12 protein-coding genes are annotated in these 17310 nt (G+C 73.5%); 9 read left to right on the top strand and 3 right to left on the bottom strand.

The features are described 5' to 3' along the window. Positions 1 to 226: 226 nt before the first annotated feature. Positions 227 to 2065 carry a thiamine pyrophosphate-requiring protein gene (locus GA0070216_RS00505; protein WP_091237264.1) on the bottom strand — a complete coding sequence of 613 codons (1839 nt, stop codon included), beginning with the start codon at positions 2063 to 2065 and terminating at the stop codon, positions 227 to 229. Positions 2066 to 2167: 102 nt separating this feature from the next. Here GA0070216_RS00505 and GA0070216_RS00500 point away from each other — a divergent pair, with 102 nt between their 5' ends. From GA0070216_RS00500 to GA0070216_RS00490, 3 genes are all read left to right on the top strand, one after another. Further along, a complete protein-coding gene (locus GA0070216_RS00500) occupies positions 2168 to 3076 on the top strand; it encodes a TrmH family RNA methyltransferase (RefSeq protein ID WP_425413125.1) in 909 nt (302 codons plus the stop codon). A 56-nt stretch (positions 3077 to 3132) separates the two neighbouring features. After that, positions 3133 to 4584: an argininosuccinate synthase gene (gene argG / locus GA0070216_RS00495; protein ID WP_091237262.1), complete on the top strand. Its 1452-nt coding sequence runs from the start codon at positions 3133 to 3135 to the stop codon at positions 4582 to 4584. 175 nt (positions 4585 to 4759) lie between these two features. Beyond that, the gene (locus GA0070216_RS00490; protein WP_483819053.1) at positions 4760 to 6526 is read left to right on the top strand and encodes a PucR family transcriptional regulator; all 1767 of its coding nucleotides are present in this window, start codon (positions 4760 to 4762) and stop codon (positions 6524 to 6526) included. A gap of 245 nt (positions 6527 to 6771) precedes the next feature. Here GA0070216_RS00490 and GA0070216_RS00485 read toward each other — a convergent pair whose 3' ends face one another. Beyond that, entirely contained in the window at positions 6772 to 8121 is a 1350-nt protein-coding gene (locus GA0070216_RS00485) for a MurL-like N-terminal domain-containing (protein ID WP_091237260.1), read from the bottom strand. Positions 8122 to 8208: 87 nt separating this feature from the next. Here GA0070216_RS00485 and murD point away from each other — a divergent pair, with 87 nt between their 5' ends. The 3 genes from murD to GA0070216_RS00470 all read left to right on the top strand — a co-directional run bounded on the left by murD (position 8209) and on the right by GA0070216_RS00470 (position 12683). Next, positions 8209 to 9558 carry a UDP-N-acetylmuramoyl-L-alanine--D-glutamate ligase gene (gene murD / locus GA0070216_RS00480; protein ID WP_091237259.1) on the top strand — a complete coding sequence of 450 codons (1350 nt, stop codon included), beginning with the start codon at positions 8209 to 8211 and terminating at the stop codon, positions 9556 to 9558. A gap of 213 nt (positions 9559 to 9771) precedes the next feature. After that, complete coding sequence (locus GA0070216_RS00475) at positions 9772 to 11079, top strand: aspartate aminotransferase family protein (protein WP_091237258.1); 1308 nt, start codon at positions 9772 to 9774, stop codon at positions 11077 to 11079. After that, positions 11076 to 12683: a CoA-acylating methylmalonate-semialdehyde dehydrogenase gene (locus GA0070216_RS00470; RefSeq protein WP_245722231.1), complete on the top strand. Its 1608-nt coding sequence runs from the start codon at positions 11076 to 11078 to the stop codon at positions 12681 to 12683. The genes GA0070216_RS00475 and GA0070216_RS00470 overlap by 4 nt, the downstream gene beginning before the upstream one ends. Before the next feature lie 271 nt (positions 12684 to 12954). Here the strand turns inward: GA0070216_RS00470 and GA0070216_RS00465 are convergent, their stop codons facing one another. Beyond that, positions 12955 to 13944 carry an N-acetylglucosamine kinase gene (locus tag GA0070216_RS00465; protein ID WP_091238742.1) on the bottom strand — a complete coding sequence of 330 codons (990 nt, stop codon included), beginning with the start codon at positions 13942 to 13944 and terminating at the stop codon, positions 12955 to 12957. A 201-nt stretch (positions 13945 to 14145) separates the two neighbouring features. Between GA0070216_RS00465 and GA0070216_RS00460 the strand changes: the two genes are divergently transcribed. Genes GA0070216_RS00460 through ngcE form a run of 3 tightly spaced genes read left to right on the top strand, consistent with a single transcriptional unit; the run spans position 14146 to position 17304 of the window. Then, positions 14146 to 15093, top strand: a complete 948-nt coding sequence (locus GA0070216_RS00460; protein WP_091237257.1) for a MurR/RpiR family transcriptional regulator — start codon at positions 14146 to 14148, stop codon at positions 15091 to 15093. Further along, positions 15090 to 15839 (top strand): sugar isomerase domain-containing protein, encoded by a 750-nt coding sequence (locus GA0070216_RS00455; RefSeq protein ID WP_091237256.1) that lies wholly within the window; start codon positions 15090 to 15092, stop codon positions 15837 to 15839. The genes GA0070216_RS00460 and GA0070216_RS00455 overlap by 4 nt, the downstream gene beginning before the upstream one ends. Before the next feature lie 25 nt (positions 15840 to 15864). Beyond that, complete coding sequence (gene ngcE, locus GA0070216_RS00450; RefSeq protein WP_091237255.1) at positions 15865 to 17304, top strand: N-acetylglucosamine/diacetylchitobiose ABC transporter substrate-binding protein; 1440 nt, start codon at positions 15865 to 15867, stop codon at positions 17302 to 17304. Positions 17305 to 17310 lie beyond the last annotated feature (6 nt).

Here is a 17310-nt window from a genome sequence, read left to right as displayed (position 1 = left end):
CCGGCACCTTAACCACCCCCTCCACCCCTCCCGCCCTCGCCGCCCCCGCCCCGCCCCCGGACCCCCAGGCTCGGGCCGCTCGCCTGCCCTCGGTGATCAAGAGGTTTACGTCACCGAAGGGTGCCTGCCATGACGCAAACCTCTTGATCACCGGGGCGGAGCGGGGTGGGGTGGGGCGGGGCGGAGCGGGGTGGGAGCGGGGTGGGGCAGGGTGGGGTGGGTGGGGTTAGGGGTTTTTGCGGCGGGGGCGGTAGGTGGTGAGGGTGGCGGGGAGGGCTCGGCGGATGATGGCGGCGCGGTCGGTGTCGCCGCGGAGCAGGGCCGCCGCCGTGTTACGGGCCTGGTCGAGGGTGAAGTGCGGGGGCAGCATCAGCTCTGCGGGGTCGACCATGGCGTTCACCACCACGGGGCGGTCGGCGGCCAGCGCCCGCCGCCACAGGCCGGCGACCTGGTCGGGGGAGTCGACCAACTCGCCGTCGAGGCCCAGCACCTCGGCCCACCGGTGGTACGCCACGTCCGGGACGTCCTGGCTGGCCGGGTAGCGCGGGGTGCCCTCGGTGGAGCGCTGTTCCCAACTGACGAACGCCAGATCCCGGTTGTTGAGCACCAGCACCACGAAACGCGGGTCGGCCCAGTGCCGCCAGTTCTTCGCCACGGTGATCAACTCGTTGACCCCGTTCATCTGCATCGCCCCGTCACCGATCAGCACCACCACCGGCCGGTCGGGGTGGGCGAACTTCGCCGCCAGGGCGTACGGCATGGCGCCGCCCATCGACAGCAGGGTGCCGGAGAGGCTGGCCAGCATGCCGGGGCGGACCTGGAGGTGGCGGGCGTACCAGGCGGTGGCGGTGCCGCAGTCTACCGCGATCATGGCATCGTCGGGCAGCGCGTCGTTGAGGGTGTGGAACAGCAGCTGGGGGTTCAGCGGATCGGCGGGCTGCCCGGCCAGGTCCGCTTGGGCGCGTCGCCAGCCCGAGGTGGCGTCGGCGACGGTCGCCCGCCAGGCCGTCGGGGCGGGGCCCTCGCCCAGCTCCCGCAACAGCGCCCGCAGGGTCGGGCCGGCGTCGCCGGTCAGGTTGACCTCCGTCGGGTAGCGCAGCCCCATCCGGGTGCCGTCCAGGTCGATCTGCACCGCACGGGCCTGCCCCTGCGGCGGATAGAAGTCCGAGTACGGCATGTTGCTGCCGACGATCAGCAGCCGGTCGCAGTCCTGCATCAGCTGCCAGCTGGGGCGGGTGCCGAGCAGGCCGATCGCCCCGGTCACCCACGGCTCGCGGTGGTCCACGGCGGTGAAGCCGAGCAGGGCGGTGGCCACCCCGGCGCCCAGCCGGTCGGCGATCAGGCGTACCTCCTCCTCGGCGCCCAGCGCACCCTGCCCGACGAGCATCGCCACCTTCTCGCCGCCGCGCAGCACCTCGGCGGCGCGGCGCAGCTCCGCCTCCGGCGGCACCGTCGGCATGCTGCTCGGGACCGAGCTGGTGTGGTAGTAGCCGTGCGCGTGCGGCGGGTCCGGCACCGCGGGCTCGTCCTGCACGTCCAGGGGGAGCACCAGCGCGGTCACCGTCCGGCGGGACAGCGCCGTGCGGCAGGCCCGGTCCACCAGGTGCCGCACCTGGGACGGGTCGTCGAGCTGGGCCAGGAAGTCCGAGGCCACGTCCTTGTAGAGGGCGAGCAGGTCGACCTCCTGGTAGTAGCCGCCACCCTCGGCGGTCAGCGCGGTGTTGCCGACCAGGGCGACCACCGGCTGGTGGTCGAGCTTGGCGTCGTAGAGGCCGTTGAGCAGGTGGATCGCGCCGGGGCCACTGGTCGCCAACGCGCAGCCGAGCGGGCCGCCGCCGTACTTGACGTGGGCGCAGGCGGCGAAACCGGCGGTCTCCTCGTGGCGCACCTGGACGAACTCCACCCGGTCGCCGGCCCGTTGCAGGGCGGAGGTCATGCCGTTGATGCCGTCGCCCGGGTAGCCGAAGTAGCGGTGCACGCCCCATTCGGCGAGGCGGGCCACGATGTGGTCGGCGACCGTGGCGTTCTTCGGCAACCGGCCGTCGGCGGTGCCTGCTGCGCTCATCGTGGTAGTCCCTCCGGTCACGTCCGTTTCCCGCCCCCTTCCCGCGCCACGCCCGGGGAAACCCGGCCGGCCCGGGAAACCCGGCCGGGTCCGTCCTCCCGGCTGGGCCGACACCGCCCGGCTCTGCCCCGGCGGGGTGCGCCGTACCGCCCCGCAGGTGCGCGCCGGGGCACCCGGCAGAATCGGGCGGTGCCCGTTCACCAGATCACCGACCCCGACGACGCGCGGATCGCCGACTACCGCGCGCTGACCGACGTCGCGCTGCGCACCCGTTGGGAGCCCCCGCACGGGCTGTTCATCGCCGAGGGGGAGCTGGTGCTGCGCCGGGCGTTGCGGGCCGGCTATCCGGCCCGGTCGTACCTGGTCGACGCCAAGCGGGTCGATCAGCTCGCCGACCTGGACACCGGGGACGCGCCGGTCTACGCGGCCACCCCCGACGTGTTGGCGCAGGCGACCGGCTTCCACGTCCACCGGGGTGTGCTCGCGTCGTTCCACCGCAAGCCCCTGCCCACCGCCGCCGAGGTGCTGGCCGCCGCCCGCCGGGTGGTGATCCTGGAGGACATCAACAACCACACCAACCTCGGCGCCGTTTTCCGGGGGGCCGCGGCGCTGGGCATCGACGCGGTGCTGCTCTCGCCGTCCTGCGCCGATCCGCTCTACCGGCGCAGCGTGCGGGTCAGCATGGGGGAGGTGTTCGCGGTGCCGTACGCGAAGCTGGAGTGTTGGCCGGTGGGGTTGGACCAGGTGCGGGCGGCGGGGTTCACCGTGCTCGCCATGACGCCGGCGGCGGACGCCGTACCGATGCAGCGGTTGACGTCGGCGCAGCGTGCGCGCGCGGCGTTGCTGCTGGGGGCGGAGGGTCCCGGTCTCACCGCGGCGGCCCAGACGGCCAGCGACGTGCGGGTGGTCATCCCGATGCGACGCGGGGTGGACTCGTTGAACGTGGCCGCCGCGGCGGCGGTGGCGTTCTGGGAGCTGGGGCGCGACGACCCGCCGGGTGACGCCGGATAGTCACCGCGACACCCGCCTATTTGCATGAGAATGCGGGCAGGTGCATAATCTTCCCTGTGTCCAAGGTTCTCACCTCCCTGCCCATCGGCGAACGTGTCGGCATCGCCTTCTCCGGCGGCCTCGACACCTCGGTCGCGGTCGCGTGGATGCGCGACAAGGGTGCCGTCCCGTGCGCCTACACCGCCGACATCGGCCAGTACGACGAGCCCGACATCGACTCGGTGCCCGGACGTGCGCTCAGCTACGGCGCCGAGGTCGCCCGCCTGGTCGACTGCCGCGCCGCCCTGGTCGAGGAGGGCCTCGCCGCGTTGACCTGCGGCGCCTTCCACATCCGCTCCGGCGGCCGGGCGTACTTCAACACCACGCCGCTGGGCCGGGCCGTGACCGGGACCCTGCTGGTCCGGGCGATGATCTCCGACGACGTGCAGATCTGGGGCGACGGCTCGACCTTCAAGGGCAACGACATCGAGCGGTTCTACCGGTACGGCCTGCTGGCCAACCCGCAGCTGCGGATCTACAAGCCGTGGCTCGACACCGACTTCGTCACCGAGCTGGGTGGGCGCAAGGAGATGTCGGAGTGGCTGCTGGAGCGTGACCTGCCCTACCGGGACAGCACCGAGAAGGCGTACTCCACCGACGCCAACATCTGGGGCGCCACCCACGAGGCGAAGACCCTGGAACACCTCGACACCGGCATCGAGACGGTCAGCCCGATCATGGGGGTCCGGTTCTGGGACCCGTCCGTGGAGATCCCCACCGAGGACGTCACGATCGGCTTCGACCAGGGCCGCCCGGTGACGATCAACGGCAAGGAGTTCGGCAGCCCGGTCGACCTGGTGCTGGAGGCCAACGCCATCGGCGGCCGGCACGGCCTGGGCATGTCCGACCAGATCGAGAACCGGATCATCGAGGCCAAGAGCCGGGGCATCTACGAGGCCCCCGGCATGGCGCTGCTGCACGCCGCGTACGAGCGGCTGGTCAACGCCATCCACAACGAGGACACCCTGGCGAACTACCACACCGAGGGCCGCCGCCTCGGCCGGCTGATGTACGAGGGCCGCTGGCTGGACCCGCAGGCGTTGATGCTGCGCGAGTCGTTGCAGCGCTGGGTCGGCACCGCGGTCAGCGGCGAGGTGACCCTGCGGCTGCGCCGGGGCGAGGACTACTCGATCCTGGACACCACCGGGCCGGCGTTCAGCTACCACCCGGACAAGCTGTCGATGGAGCGTACCGAGGACTCGGCCTTCGGCCCGTCCGACCGGATCGGCCAGCTCACCATGCGCAACCTGGACATCGCCGACTCGCGGGCCAAGCTGGAGCAGTACGCCACCCTGGGCCTGGTCGGCGGGGCGACCCCCCCGCGGGCGATCGGCGCGGCGCAGGCCGCCTCGACCGGGCTGATCGGGGCGATGCCGCAGGGCGGCGCGGAGGCCATCGCCTCCCGGGGCGTCGCCTCGGCCGACGACGAGGCGCTCGACCGCGCCGCGATGGAGTTCGGCGTCGACTGACAGCCGGCGCTGCGCCCCGGAGCGAACGCCACCGACCTGTGCCGCGCCGTCCGCCGACCGATCTGGACCGTCACGGTGCCTGTCGGTACGACGGGCACCGCGGCGCGGCGTCGGCCGGCGAATGCGGCAACGGTGCCTGCCGGCGGTAGGGATCACGGAGGGTAGCGTGTCGCCCGTGTTCCCTACCGTCCGTGAGGTGCTCGCGCTGGACCCGGTCCGTCGCGGTGCCCCACGACTGGTGGCCGGGGAGGCCGGCCTGGACCGGCCGGTGCGCTGGGTGCACGTCGCGGAGGTGCCCGACATCGCCACCCTGCTCGGCGGCGGGGAACTGGTGCTCACCACCGGCATCGGGCTACCGGCCGACGACGCCGGGCTCCGCGCCTTCATCGGCGACCTCGCCGAGGTGGGCGTCTCCGGTCTGGTGGTCGAGCTGGGCCGCCGCTATCCGGCCGAGGTGCCCCGGGTGATGGTCGTGGCCGCCGAGCGGCGCGGGCTGCCCCTGGTCGAGCTGCGGCGGGCCACCCCGTTCGTCCGGATCACCGAGGCGGTGCACGCCCTGATCGTCGACGCCCAACTACACGAGCTGCGGGCCACCGAGGAGATCCACCAGCGGTTCACCGACCTGTCCGTCGAGGGCGCCGGGGCGGCCGAGGTGGTCCGGCAGGCCGCCGAGCTGGCCGGCTGCCCGGTGGTGCTGGAGAACCTGTCCCGGCAGGTCCTCGCCTACGACCCGGCGGGGGAGAGCGCCGACCTGCTGCTCGACGGCTGGGAGCAGCACTCCCGACGGATCCGTCCCACCGGCCGGACGGCGTACGACGTGGCCAGCGGTTGGTTGGTGACCACCGTCGGCGCGCGCGGACAGGACTGGGGTCGGCTGCTGCTGCGCTGGCCGGCCGGCGCGGACCTTGGTGACGGTCGGCCCGTCGGCGCCCCGCCCACCCGACTGACCATCCTGGTGGAGCGGGCGGCCTCGACGCTGGCGCTGGGTCGGCTGATCCGACGGGACGCCGAGGGGCTGGAGCGGCAACTGCACCGCACGCTGCTCACCGCCCTGCTCGACCATTCCCGCCCGGTGGACGAGATCGCCCTGCGGGCCAGGGCGCTCGGGGTGACCCTGGACCGCCGGCACCTGGTCGGCATCATGGTCCGGCACCGCCGCGACACCACGGCGGGCCACCCCTCGCCGGGCGAGGGCGGACCGCCGGTCGACGGACCCGGCCCGCCCCCGCCTCCGACCGCCCGGCCGGCACCGACGACCTCGCCGGACCCGGAGGCCGGCCCGGCCCGGCTGCGTGATCTCGCCGAGGCGGTCGGCCAGGCCCTCCGGGAGACGAAGCTGTCCGGCCTGACCAGCCCGGTCGACGACCAGGCGGTGGGCGTCCTGCTCGCCCTGCCGGACGCCGCCGCCGAGGAGCGCGCCCTCGCCGCCTTCGCCGCCGCGCTGCGCCGCCGCCACCCCGACCAGCCGTCGCCCGGCGGGAGCGGCCACCGGCTGACGGTGATCGTCGCCGCCGGCTCCGGGGTGGGGAGCCTGCGGGAGGTACGCCGGTCGCTGGTCGAGGCCCGACAGCTCGCCGAGGCGGCCCGCCGGGACCGCCGGGACCTGCCGATCTTCCGGCTGCCGCACGTCGGGCTGGCCGGTGTGCTGCACCTGCTGCGCGACGAGCCCCGGTTGCAGACCTTCGTCGAGCGGGAACTCGGCGCGCTGCTGGCCCACGACGCCCAGCACCCCCGGGAGCAACTGCTCGGCACCCTGCGGGCCTACCTGGAGCAGGGCCGCAACAAGTCGGCCGGCGCGGCCGCCGCGCACCTGTCCCGACCGGCCTTCTACGAGCGACTGGCCCGGATCGGCCGCATCCTCGGCGTCGACCTCGACTCGGTAGAAGCCTGCCTCTCCCTGCACGTAGCCCTGCTGGCCCTGGACGCCATCCGCACCCCCTAACCCACCCCACCCCGCCCCGCCCCGCCCCGCCCCCGAGCCTGCCGCCCCGCCCCCGCCCGGCGCTCGCCCCGGTGATCAAGAGGTCTACGTCAGCAGAACGCTAAATCTTGACGTAAACCTCTTGATCACCGAGACGGGACGAGACGAGACGGGACGAGACGAGACGGGACGGGACGGGACGGGACGAGGCGGGGCCGGGCGAGCGCGGGGCGGGGCGGGAGTGGGGCAGGGTGGGGCAGGGTGGGTCAGGTGAGGGAGTCCAGGGTTTTGGTGTACGGGGTGGGGATGTGGTGGGGGCCGGTGGGGGTGAAGACGTCGGAGGTGGCGGCGGTGGACCAGGCGGTCGGGGGGACCGCCTCGACCAGGGTGCGGACCACCGGGGCGTCGCGCCACTGGTCCTGCGCGGCGAGCAGGCTCAACGCCACCACCGACTCCTCGACCTCGCCGACGCACTCGAACGGCTTGTGCCCGTCCACGCCGAGCAGTTCCCGGTAGCCGGGGATCTGCGCCTCGTCGGCCAGCAGGTCGCCGCCGAAGATGCCGACCACCCGCTCCCGGGGCATGAACGGGGCCATGGCCAGGAAGACGAACCGGCACTTCGGGCAGTTGCGGCACCAGCGGGCGCTGGCGTCGCGCAGCTTGAACGCGGCGTTGCAGCTGGTCACCACCGCGTCGTAGCGGTCGATGGTGGCGAACAGCCGGGCGATGTGCAGCTCCGACAGCGAACGCAGCAGCGAGAAGTACGGCTCGGTGAGCCCGGCGTGCTCGGCCAGCGCCGCCCGCAGCAGCCCCTCGGCCTCGACCCCCTTGGACCACTGGTGGTTGATCTCGTGACCGTTCCAGATCAGGTTCGGGTCGGACGCGGACCGCTCGTTGGACATCACCACCGGCCCGAGCCCGTGCAGCACGGCGGTGGCGACCGCGATCAGCGAGTTGATCGCGGTGACCGGGATGTGCCCGTTGCGCGCGCCGGCCGCGTTCAGGTCGAACAGCACCGGGTCGAGCCGTCGCCGGGCAGCCAGCGCGGGCAACCCGGACGCCTCGTTGACCGAGACGATCACGTGGTTGGGGTTGACCGAGAAGGGCACCGGGTCGAAGCCGGCCCGGCGCAGCGCCTCCAGGCTGACGATGGAGTCCTTGCCCCCGCCGACGGCCGACAGCGGACGACGGTCGGAGTCGTCGTACACCCGGGGCGGCGGTACCTCGCCGGCCGGCACCTCGGGGCGCAGCTCCAGCACGTGCGGGAGCTGGTTGCGGTAGGCGTACTCCGCGAGGCCCTTGGTGTAGACGGCGGTGACCAGCGCGGTGGCGGCGGCTCCCAGCGGCGCGGGCAGCACCAGCCTCGGCGGCGCGGCGGCCTTGTAGTAGCTGACCCCGGCGACCACGTGCAGCAGCTCCAGGACTCGGCCCAGGGTGGCCACCGTCTCGTCCGACGGCGGCTCGGCCGGCAGCGGCAGCGTGATCGCCTCGGTGAACCGCTGCTCACCGTCGGGGCCGGTCAGGGCGTAGTCGAACAACGCCTCGCCGGTGGCGAGGTCGATCGCGTACGACGGGAAGGTGAAGGCGTCCATCCGCCGGAGCTGCTCGTTGGGCACACGCCATACTAGGCCCTGGTTCGTCCGGTCGGGTCCGCTGCGCCGGACCGGGCCGCCGCCCCGCCGTCGACACCTCAGGGAGAGTTCGTGCGCCTGTCCGATCTGCGCGGCCGTACCGTCGCCGTCTGGGGGGCCGGCCGGGAGGGCCGCGCCGCCGTGACCGCCATCGCCGCGCACGGCCCGGCGGACCTGGTCGCCGTCGACGACAGCGCCAACTTCCTCAGTCTGCCCTGGGAGGGCCCGCTCGCCGAGGCCGCGCCGCTGGTCACCGGCGAGCAGGGGTACGCCCGGCTGGCCGCCGCCGAGATCGTGGTGCGCTCCCCGGGGGTGCCCAACACCCACCCGTGGCTGGTCGAGCTGCGCGCGCGGGGGGTCACCGTCACCCAGGGCACCGCGCTGTGGATGGCCGACCACGCCGACCGGACGATCGGGGTCACCGGCAGCAAGGGCAAGTCGACCACGTCCAGCCTGATCAGCCACCTGCTCGCGGCGGTGGACCGGCCCAACGTGCTGGGCGGCAACATCGGCGTGCCCACCCTCGACCTGCCCGACGCCGAGCGGTACGTGCTGGAGCTGTCCAGCTACCAGTGCAGCGACCTGACCGAGTCACCCCGGGTCGCGGTGGTCACCGCCCTGTTCCCGGAACACCTGGACGCGCACGGCGGTGAGGCCGAGTACTACCGGGACAAGCTCAACCTGATCGCGTACGGCCCCCGGACGGTGGTGGTCAACGGCCACGACCCCCGCCTCGCGCTGGAGCTGGGCGACCGGGCGGTGATCCGCGCCGGCCTGCCGGACAGCGTGCACGTGGCCACCGGCCCGGACGGCACGGACTGGTTCCACCTCGGCGACCGGCCGCTGTTCGCCCGGGGGGTGCTGCCGCTGGTCGGCCGGCACAACGCGGGCAACCTCTGCGTGGCGCTCGCGGTGCTCGACGCGCTCGGGGTCGACGTCGTCGCCCACAAGGACACCCTGGCGGTGGCGGTCGCCGGGTTCCACGGGCTGGCCCACCGGCTCACCGAGATCGCCGACCCGTCCGGCCTCACCTTCGTCGACGACACCCTCGCCACCAGCCCGTACGCGGCGATGCACGCGATCGACGCGTACGACGGGCGGCCGTTGACGGTGATCGTCGGTGGCACCGACCGGGGGCTGGACTACGCGCCGCTGGCCACGCACCTGGCCGAGCGGGAGCTGACCGTGATCGGGATTCCGGACAGCGGTTCCCGCATCGTGGCGGCGCTGGCCGGGTTGCCGAAGGTGCGTACCGAGGTGGTGGACGACCTGGTGGACGCCGTCCGGCTGGCCCGGTCGGTGACCCCGGCCGACGGGGTGGTGCTGCTTTCGCCGGCGGCGCCCAGCTATGGCCGGTTCCGCAACTTCGAGCACCGCTCCGAGGTCTTCGCCGAGGCGATCCGGGACACCGCCGCCGGCTGATCCGTCGGCCCGCGACCTCGATCCCGGCGCGGCCGCGATCCCGACGTACGGCGCGGGCCGCGAACCCGACCACGCGCCCCCCATGGTGCCGGGCCGGGTGACGCGGTGTCAGGTGTGGACGGCTGCGGGGCTACACAGTGCCAGTTGTCGTCGGCCGGTCGGGGTGGCAGCGTGCGAGGGACGCGCAAGCCGCCGCCGCTGAAGGGTGTGCCGATGACCGCCGACGACCTGCTGGCCCGACACCGGGCCGTGCTCCCGTCCTGGATGCCGCTCTACTACGCCGAGCCGATCGAGCTGGTCGCCGGGTCCGGCCGCCGGGTCACCGACGCCCAGGGGCGCAGCTACCTGGACTTCTTCGGTGGTGTGCTGACCAACATGATCGGCTACGACATCCCGGAGATCCGCGAGGCGGTGGAGCGTCAACTGCGGACCGGCCTGGTGCACACCTCCACCCTCTATCTGATCCGGCAACAGGTGGAGCTGGCCGAGAAGGTGACCTCGCTCGCCGGCATCCCGGACGCCCGGGTCTTCTTCACCAACTCGGGCACCGAGGCGAACGAGGCGGCGCTGCTGGTCGCCACCAACCACCGTCGGTCGCACCAGATCCTCGCCGTCCGCAACAGCTACCACGGTCGGTCGTACGCGACGATGGGGATCACCGGCCACCGGAGCTGGACGGCCAGCGCGCACAACCCGCTCCAGGTGGCCTGGCTGCACTCCGGTGAGCGGCTGCGCGGGCTGCTCGCCCGGCTGCCCGAGGCCGACCGGATGGACGCCGCCGTGGAGGACCTGCGCGAGGTGCTCGCCACCCAGACCAGCGGCGACGTGGCCTGCCTGATCGCCGAGCCGATCCAGGGCGTCGGTGGTTTCGTCGCCCCGCCCGACGGGTTGTTCGCCGGCTGGCGCAAGGTGCTCGACGAGCACGGCATCCTGCTCATCTCCGACGAGGTGCAGACCGGCTGGGGGCGTACCGGCGAGCACTTCTGGGGCTACCAGGCGCACGGGGTCACCCCGGACCTGCTCACCTTCGCCAAGGGCATCGGCAACGGGTTCGCCCTGGCCGGGGTGGTCGGCCGGGCGGACATCATGGAGTCGGTGCCGGCGATCAGCTTCTCCACCTTCGGTGGCAACCCGCTCTGCACCGCCGCCGGCAACGCGGTCCTGGACTACCTGCGCGACCACGACCTCCAGGCCAACGCGGCCCGGGTCGGCGCGATCCTCCTCGACGGCCTGCGGGCCACGGTCGCCGACCTCGACGGCGTCGCCGAGGTGCGGGGGAAGGGACTGATGCTCGCCGTGGAGTTCGTCCGGCCCGGTGGGCTGGAGCCCGATCCGGCGTTGGCCGCCGGGGTCCTCGAGGCGTGCCGGGCCGGCGGCCTGCTGGTCGGCAAGGGCGGCCTGCACGGCAACGTGCTGCGGATGGGCCCGCCGCTGACCCTCACCGAGGACGAGGCCCGCGAGGGGCTGGCCATCCTGGTCGAGGCGATCCGTTCCGCCGTGGCGGCGGAGGCGGCGCGATGAGCGCGACGGGCGGTCCGGCCCGGCAGACGCCACCACCCGGCCCGCAGGCCGCCGCGCCGGCGGTGGCCGAGGCATCGGCGGTGGCCGCGGCGGGGCCGGTGGCGGCGGGCGACGCGACCCGGATCGGGCACTTCGTCGACGGGAAGCGGATCGACGGGACGTCCGGACGGCACGGGGACGTCTTCGACCCGGCCACCGGGCGGCGTACCGGCCGGGTGGCGCTGGCCGACGCGGCGGACGTCGCGGGCGCGGTCGAGGCGGCCGAGCGGGCCGCCCGGAGCTGGCGGGACGCCTCACTGGCCCGACGGACGGCGGTGCTGTTCGCCTTCCGGGAGCTGGTCCACGCCCGGCGTGACCGGCTCGCCGAGGTGATCACCGCCGAGCACGGCAAGGTGTTCGCCGACGCCGCCGGCGAGGTGCAGCGCGGCCTTGAGGTGATCGAGTACGCCTGCGGCGTCGCTTCGGCGTTGCGCGGGAGTTTCAGCGAGAACGTCTCCACCGAGGTCGACTCGTACAGCCTGCGGCAGCCGCTCGGGGTGGTGGCGGTGATCTCGCCGTTCAACTTCCCGGTGATGGTGCCGCTGTGGTTCGTGCCGGTGGCGGTGGCCTGCGGCAACGCGGTGGTGCTCAAGCCGAGCGAGAAGGACCCGAGCGCGGCGCTGCTGCTGGCCGAGTGGTTCGCCGAGGCGGGCCTGCCCGACGGGGTGCTCAACGTGGTCAACGGCGACGCCGAGGCGGTGGACGCGCTGCTGGACCACCCCGGGGTGCGGGCGGTGTCGTTCGTCGGCTCCACCCCGGTCGCCCGGCACGTGCACCGGCGTGGCACGTTGGCCGGCAAGCGGGTGCAGGCCCTCGGCGGGGCGAAGAACCACCTGGTGGTGCTGCCCGACGCCGATCTGGACCTGGCCGCCGACGCGGCGGTCAACGCCGGGTTCGGCTCGGCGGGGGAACGGTGCATGGCGATCTCGGCGTTGGTCGCGGTGGCGCCGATCGCCGACGCCCTGGTGGCGAAGATCGTCGACCGGATGGCGGGGCTGCGCACCGGCGACGGCCGACGCGGCGGCGACCTGGGTCCCCTGGTCACCGCCGCGCACGCCGAACGGGTCCGGTCCTACGTCGCGGCCGGGGTGGCGGCGGGCGCGGTGCCGGTGGTGGACGGCCGGGACGTGGTGCCGGACGGCGAACCGGGCGGCTTCTGGCTCGGCCCGACCCTGTTCGACCACGTCACCCCGGACATGTCGATCTACACCGACGAGATTTTCGGCCCGGTGCTCGGCGTCGTCCGGGTCGACTCGTACGACGAGGCGGTCGCCCTGGTCAACGCCAACCCGTACGGCAACGGCGCGGCGATCTTCACCAACGACGGTGGGGCGGCCCGGCGTTTCCAGCACGAGGTGGAGGTCGGCATGGTCGGAATCAACGTGCCGATCCCGGTGCCGATGGCCTACTACTCGTTCGGCGGGTGGAAGGCGTCCCTCTTCGGTGACCTGCACGCCCACGGGGAGGACGGGGTGCGGTTCTTCACCCGGGGCAAGGTGGTCACCAGCCGCTGGCTGGACCCGCGCCACGGCGGGGTGAACCTCGGCTTCCCCACCCAGACCTGAGACAGCGGGGGCATGCCGGCCGTCCCGGCTCGCCAGCGGGCGCATGCCGGGACGCACACCACGGTGGCTGCCTGACCGATAACGACCATAAGGTCGGTCCCGCCGGCTTGCTGCGGTCGCTTGCGGGCGCGGCGAGCAGCCGGTGCAGGCGCTCGCCGCGCGTTCCGACATGCGTTCATCCCGGCCTCTCCGGACACCTACGGGTGCTCCGGGACGCCGGCCTGGTGATTGCGCCTCGTCGGCGGGCAGCGCGCTACGCGTCGGTGGGCGGTCAGTCGGCCGACGGGACCAGCAGCGCGTGCCGGGCGGCCGGGTCGGTGACGTCGGGCAGGGTGCGGGCGGCCAGCCAGGCCGCAGCCGCCGCGCCGTCCCCGGCCGAGCGGACCGGGGCGTCCGGCCAGCGCCGGCCCACCTCGACCTGGACCGCCGCGCCGAGCGGGGTGTCCCCGGTGAGCAGCCCACCGCCGAGCACCAGTGGCGTCGTCGCGTCGTCCGGGCGGATCCGGCCGACGCTGGTGACCAGGTGCGCGGCGGCGCGGGGGATCAGTTCGGCCGCCACCGGCTCCCCGTCGACGGCGGCGTCGACCACCAGCGGGGCGAGTCGGGCCAGCTCGACCGGCGGCCGGCGGGTGACCGCCTGGACCACCGCGTCCACGGTGTCCCGGGGGCGCTCGGCGACCCAGTCGTCCCCCAGCAGGTCGACGAGGACCGTGCGGCCCAGTGGCCCCGGTGCCCGGCCCGCGTCCAGGTCGGCCAGGAGCGCGCGTACCGCCTCCCGGCCCAGCCAGAATCCGGAGCCGGCGTCGCCGAGCAGCCAACCGTGCCCGTCGGCGACCCGGTCCAGTCGCCACCGGCGCACCTGGGCGGCGATCGCCCCGGTGCCGGCGATCAGGATCGTGCCGTCGGGTGCGGCGGTGCCGGAGGCGTACCCGACGAGGGCGTCGCTGTGCACCGTGTACGGGCAGCGCAGGCCGGCGTCCGACCAGGCCCGGTCGAAGGCGGCCCGACCGGCCGGGTCGGCGCGTAACCGGCCGGCCCCGGCCAGGCCGATGGCCCCGGCGCGGACCCGGGCCGGATCGACCCCGCGCAGCGCCTCCCGCAGTGCGGTCGACAGTTCGGCGGCGGCCCGGTCGGCACCGTGGCTGGTGGGGTTGCCGCCGCCGGCCCGGCCGGTGCCGAGGCGTTCGCCGGTGAGGGTCAGGGCGGTCGCCCGGGTGGACGTACCCCCGACGTCGAGGCCGACCACGACGGTGTCGGACATGCTCCCGGACCTCCCGGAGGTGGCGGTGTGGGTGGTGTCCATGCTGGTCGGCGCGGCCCTCGCGAGCAAGATCGATGGCCGTCGGCGGGGTACGCCGGCAGGTAACAGTTTGAAAACTTCGCCCACGGTCTTGACAGGAAGGGGCCTTCAGTAAGAACTTTTACCACTAACAGTTAACACTCTTTTCCGAAAGGTGCGTCGATGGCCGAGCATGAGGCGGACACCACCGCGGCAACCGCGGTGGTCGATGCCGAGCCGGTCGACCGGCGGGGTGCGGACGGAGTGCTGGCCAGGGTCCGGGCCGGCGTGGGGGAGTTGACGGGAGCGTTGCGCCGGGTCGCCGAGCAGGTGCTCAGCGATCCGGAGGCAGCGGCCCGCGCCACCATCGTCGAGCTGGCCGAACGCAGCGGCACCTCACCCGCGACGATCACCCGGTTCTGCCGGGCGATGGGCTTCGACGGCTACGCCGACCTGCGCCTCGGCATCGCCTCCGAGACCGGCCGGGCCCGCTCGGCCGGCTGGACCGTGGACATCGGCCGGGAGATCCAGCCCGGCGACCCGCTCGCCCGGGTACTCGACCAGATCATGGCCGCCGACACCCGGGCCATGCACGACACCGCCACCCTGCTCGACCTCGCCGAGGTGGAACGGGCCGCCGTCGCCATCGCCGGCGCGGCCCGGGTCAACATCTTCGGCGCCAGCGGCAGCGCCCTGGTCGGCGAGGAGATGCAGTTCAGCCTGCACCGCATCGGAGTGGCGGCGTGGGCCTGGAGCGACGTGCACGAGGGGCTGGCCAGCGCCGCGCTGCTCGGCGTCGGCGACGTGGCCCTGGGCATCTCGCACACCGGGCAGACCCGGGAGACCATCGAGATGCTGGCCGAGGCGGGCAGCCGGGGAGCCACCACCGTGGCGTTGACCGGGTTCCCGCGCTCCCCGCTGGCCGAGCTGGCCGACATCGTCCTGCTCACCGCCAGCCAGGCCACCACCTTCCGGCCGGACGCGCTGTCCGCCCGGCACCCCCAGCTCGTCGTGCTCGACCTGCTCTACATCGCCGTGGCGCAGCGCACCCACGACCGCGCCCACGCGGCCTTCCGGCGTACCGCCCAGGCCGTCGACGGGCACAAGGCCGCGAAGGGGACCACCTCATGATCAGTGCCCAGGGGTACGCGCGAGCCGTCCGGCCGGTGCTCGACCGGCTGGTCGACTCCCAGGCCGAGGCGATCGGCCGGGCCGCCGACCTGATCGCCACCAGCCTGCGCGCCGGCGGGGTGCTCCAGGCGTTCGGCGCCGGCCACTCCGAGGCGTTCGCCGCCGAACTGGTGGCCCGCGCCGGCGGCCTGGTCCCCACCAACCGGCTCAGCCTGCACGACCTGGTGCTGCACGGCGACGCCCCGCGCGACGTGCTCACCGACCCCAAGCTGGAACGCGACCCGGCCGTGGCCCACCAGCTCTACCCGCTGGCCCGACCGCAGCCGGCCGACGTCTTCCTGATCGCCTCCCAGTCCGGCATCAACGGCTCGGTCGTCGAGCTGGCGACGCTGGTCACCGGGCGTGGCCACCCGCTGATCGCGGTCACCTCGGTCGCGCACACCGCACGGGTCGCGCCCCGCCACCCGTCCGGTCACCGACTCGCCGAACTCGCCGACGTCGTGCTGGACAACGGCGCACCGTACGGCGACGCACTGCTGCCGCTCGACGGCGGCGGCGCGGTCTGTGCGGTCTCCTCGGTCACCTCCGCGCTGCTGGCGCAACTGGTGACCGCGGAGGTCGTCCGACGGTTCCACCAGGCCGGAGAGGTACCCCCTATCTACCTCTCCGCCAACGTCCCCGGTGGGGACGCGCACAACCTCGCCCTCGAGTCGCGCTACGCCGGGCGTCTCCGGCGGACCGCCTGACCCGAACACCCAAGGAGAGACGACGATGTCGAATACCCCCGAGACCCCGACCCCACTGAGCCGCCGCACCCTGCTGGGCCGTACCGCCGCGGCGGGCCTGCTCGCCACGCCGGTGGTCGGCCTGCTCGGCGCCTGCGCCACCAGCGGCTCCGACGAGGGCAGCAACACCAAGGCCGAGGAGGGCACCAAGAGCGCGACCAACCCGCTCGGCGCCGCCGAGGACGCCCCGCTGGAGGTGGTCATCTTCAACGGTGGCTACGGCGAGAAGTACGCCACCGACGTGCACGAGCCGCTCTACAAGAAGGCGTTCCCCAAGGCGGAGATCAAGCACCAGTCCACCCAGGCGGTCTCCACCGTGCTCCAGCCCCGGTTCGCCTCGGGCAACCCGCCGGAGTTCGTCAACAACTCCGGCGAGAAGCTGATCGACTTCGGCTCGTTGGTCGCCGACGGGCAGCTGATGGACCTCACCGAGCTGTGGGACGCCCCGTCGGTCGACGACCCGGGCAAGAAGGTCCGCGACACCGTCGTCCCCGGCACCGTCGAGGCCGGCTCGTTCAACGGCAAGCCGTACGTCCTGTACTACGTCTCCACCGTCTTCGGCGTCTGGTACTCGGGCAAGCTGTTCAAGGAGAACGGCTGGGCGCCGGCGAAGGACTGGTCGGAGTTCACCGCCCTGCTCGACAAGATCAAGGCCAAGGGCATCACCCCGTACGGCTACGCCGGGGCGAACGCGGCCTACTACCAGTGGAACGTGATCCTGACCCACGCCGCGAAGATCGGCGGCACCGACGTCCTCAAGAACATCGACAACCTGGAAGACGGCGCCTGGCAGCAGGACGCGGTCAAGCAGGCCGCGCAGGCGTGGGCCGAGATCGGCGCGAAGTACGTCGACAAGAGCTTCGAGGGGCTCAAGCACACCGACGTGCAGCTGCGGCAGAACCAGTACAAGCTGGCCTTCTACCCCAGCGGCGACTGGCTGGAGGGCGAGCAGAAGAAGGACACCCCGGCCGGCTTCGACTACCAGCTCATGCCGGTGCCGAGCCTGTCCGGCTCGGACAAGCTGCCGGGCACCGCGGTGCGGGCCACCGCCGGTGAGGGCTACTTCGTCTCGGCCAAGAGCAAGAACCCGCGCGGTGGTCTGGAGTACATGCGCCAGATGCTCTCGGTGGCCGGGGCGAAGGGCTTCACCGAGGTGGTCAAGGCCCCGACCGTGGTCACCGCCGGCAGCCAGGGCTTCGCCTTCCCGCCCGGCGTGGCCAGCTCGCAGGCCGCCCTCGCCGCCGCCGGCAAGGACGTGTTCAACCTGTACTTCGACGGCTGGTACAAGGAGCTCGACACGGAGGCGCGGACCGCCACCAACGAGCTGATGTTCGGCCGGATCAAGGCGGACGCCTTCGTGGAGCGGATCCAGAAGCGGGCCGACGCCATCAAGAAGGACAGCTCCGTCGCCAAGTTCACGCGCTGACCGATC

It is taken from the genome of Micromonospora matsumotoense (assembly GCF_900091525.1).
Taxonomy (GTDB): domain Bacteria; phylum Actinomycetota; class Actinomycetes; order Mycobacteriales; family Micromonosporaceae; genus Micromonospora; species Micromonospora matsumotoensis.
Note: the sequence above shows the minus strand (reverse complement) of the source record. Positions and strands in the feature narration are given on the sequence as shown.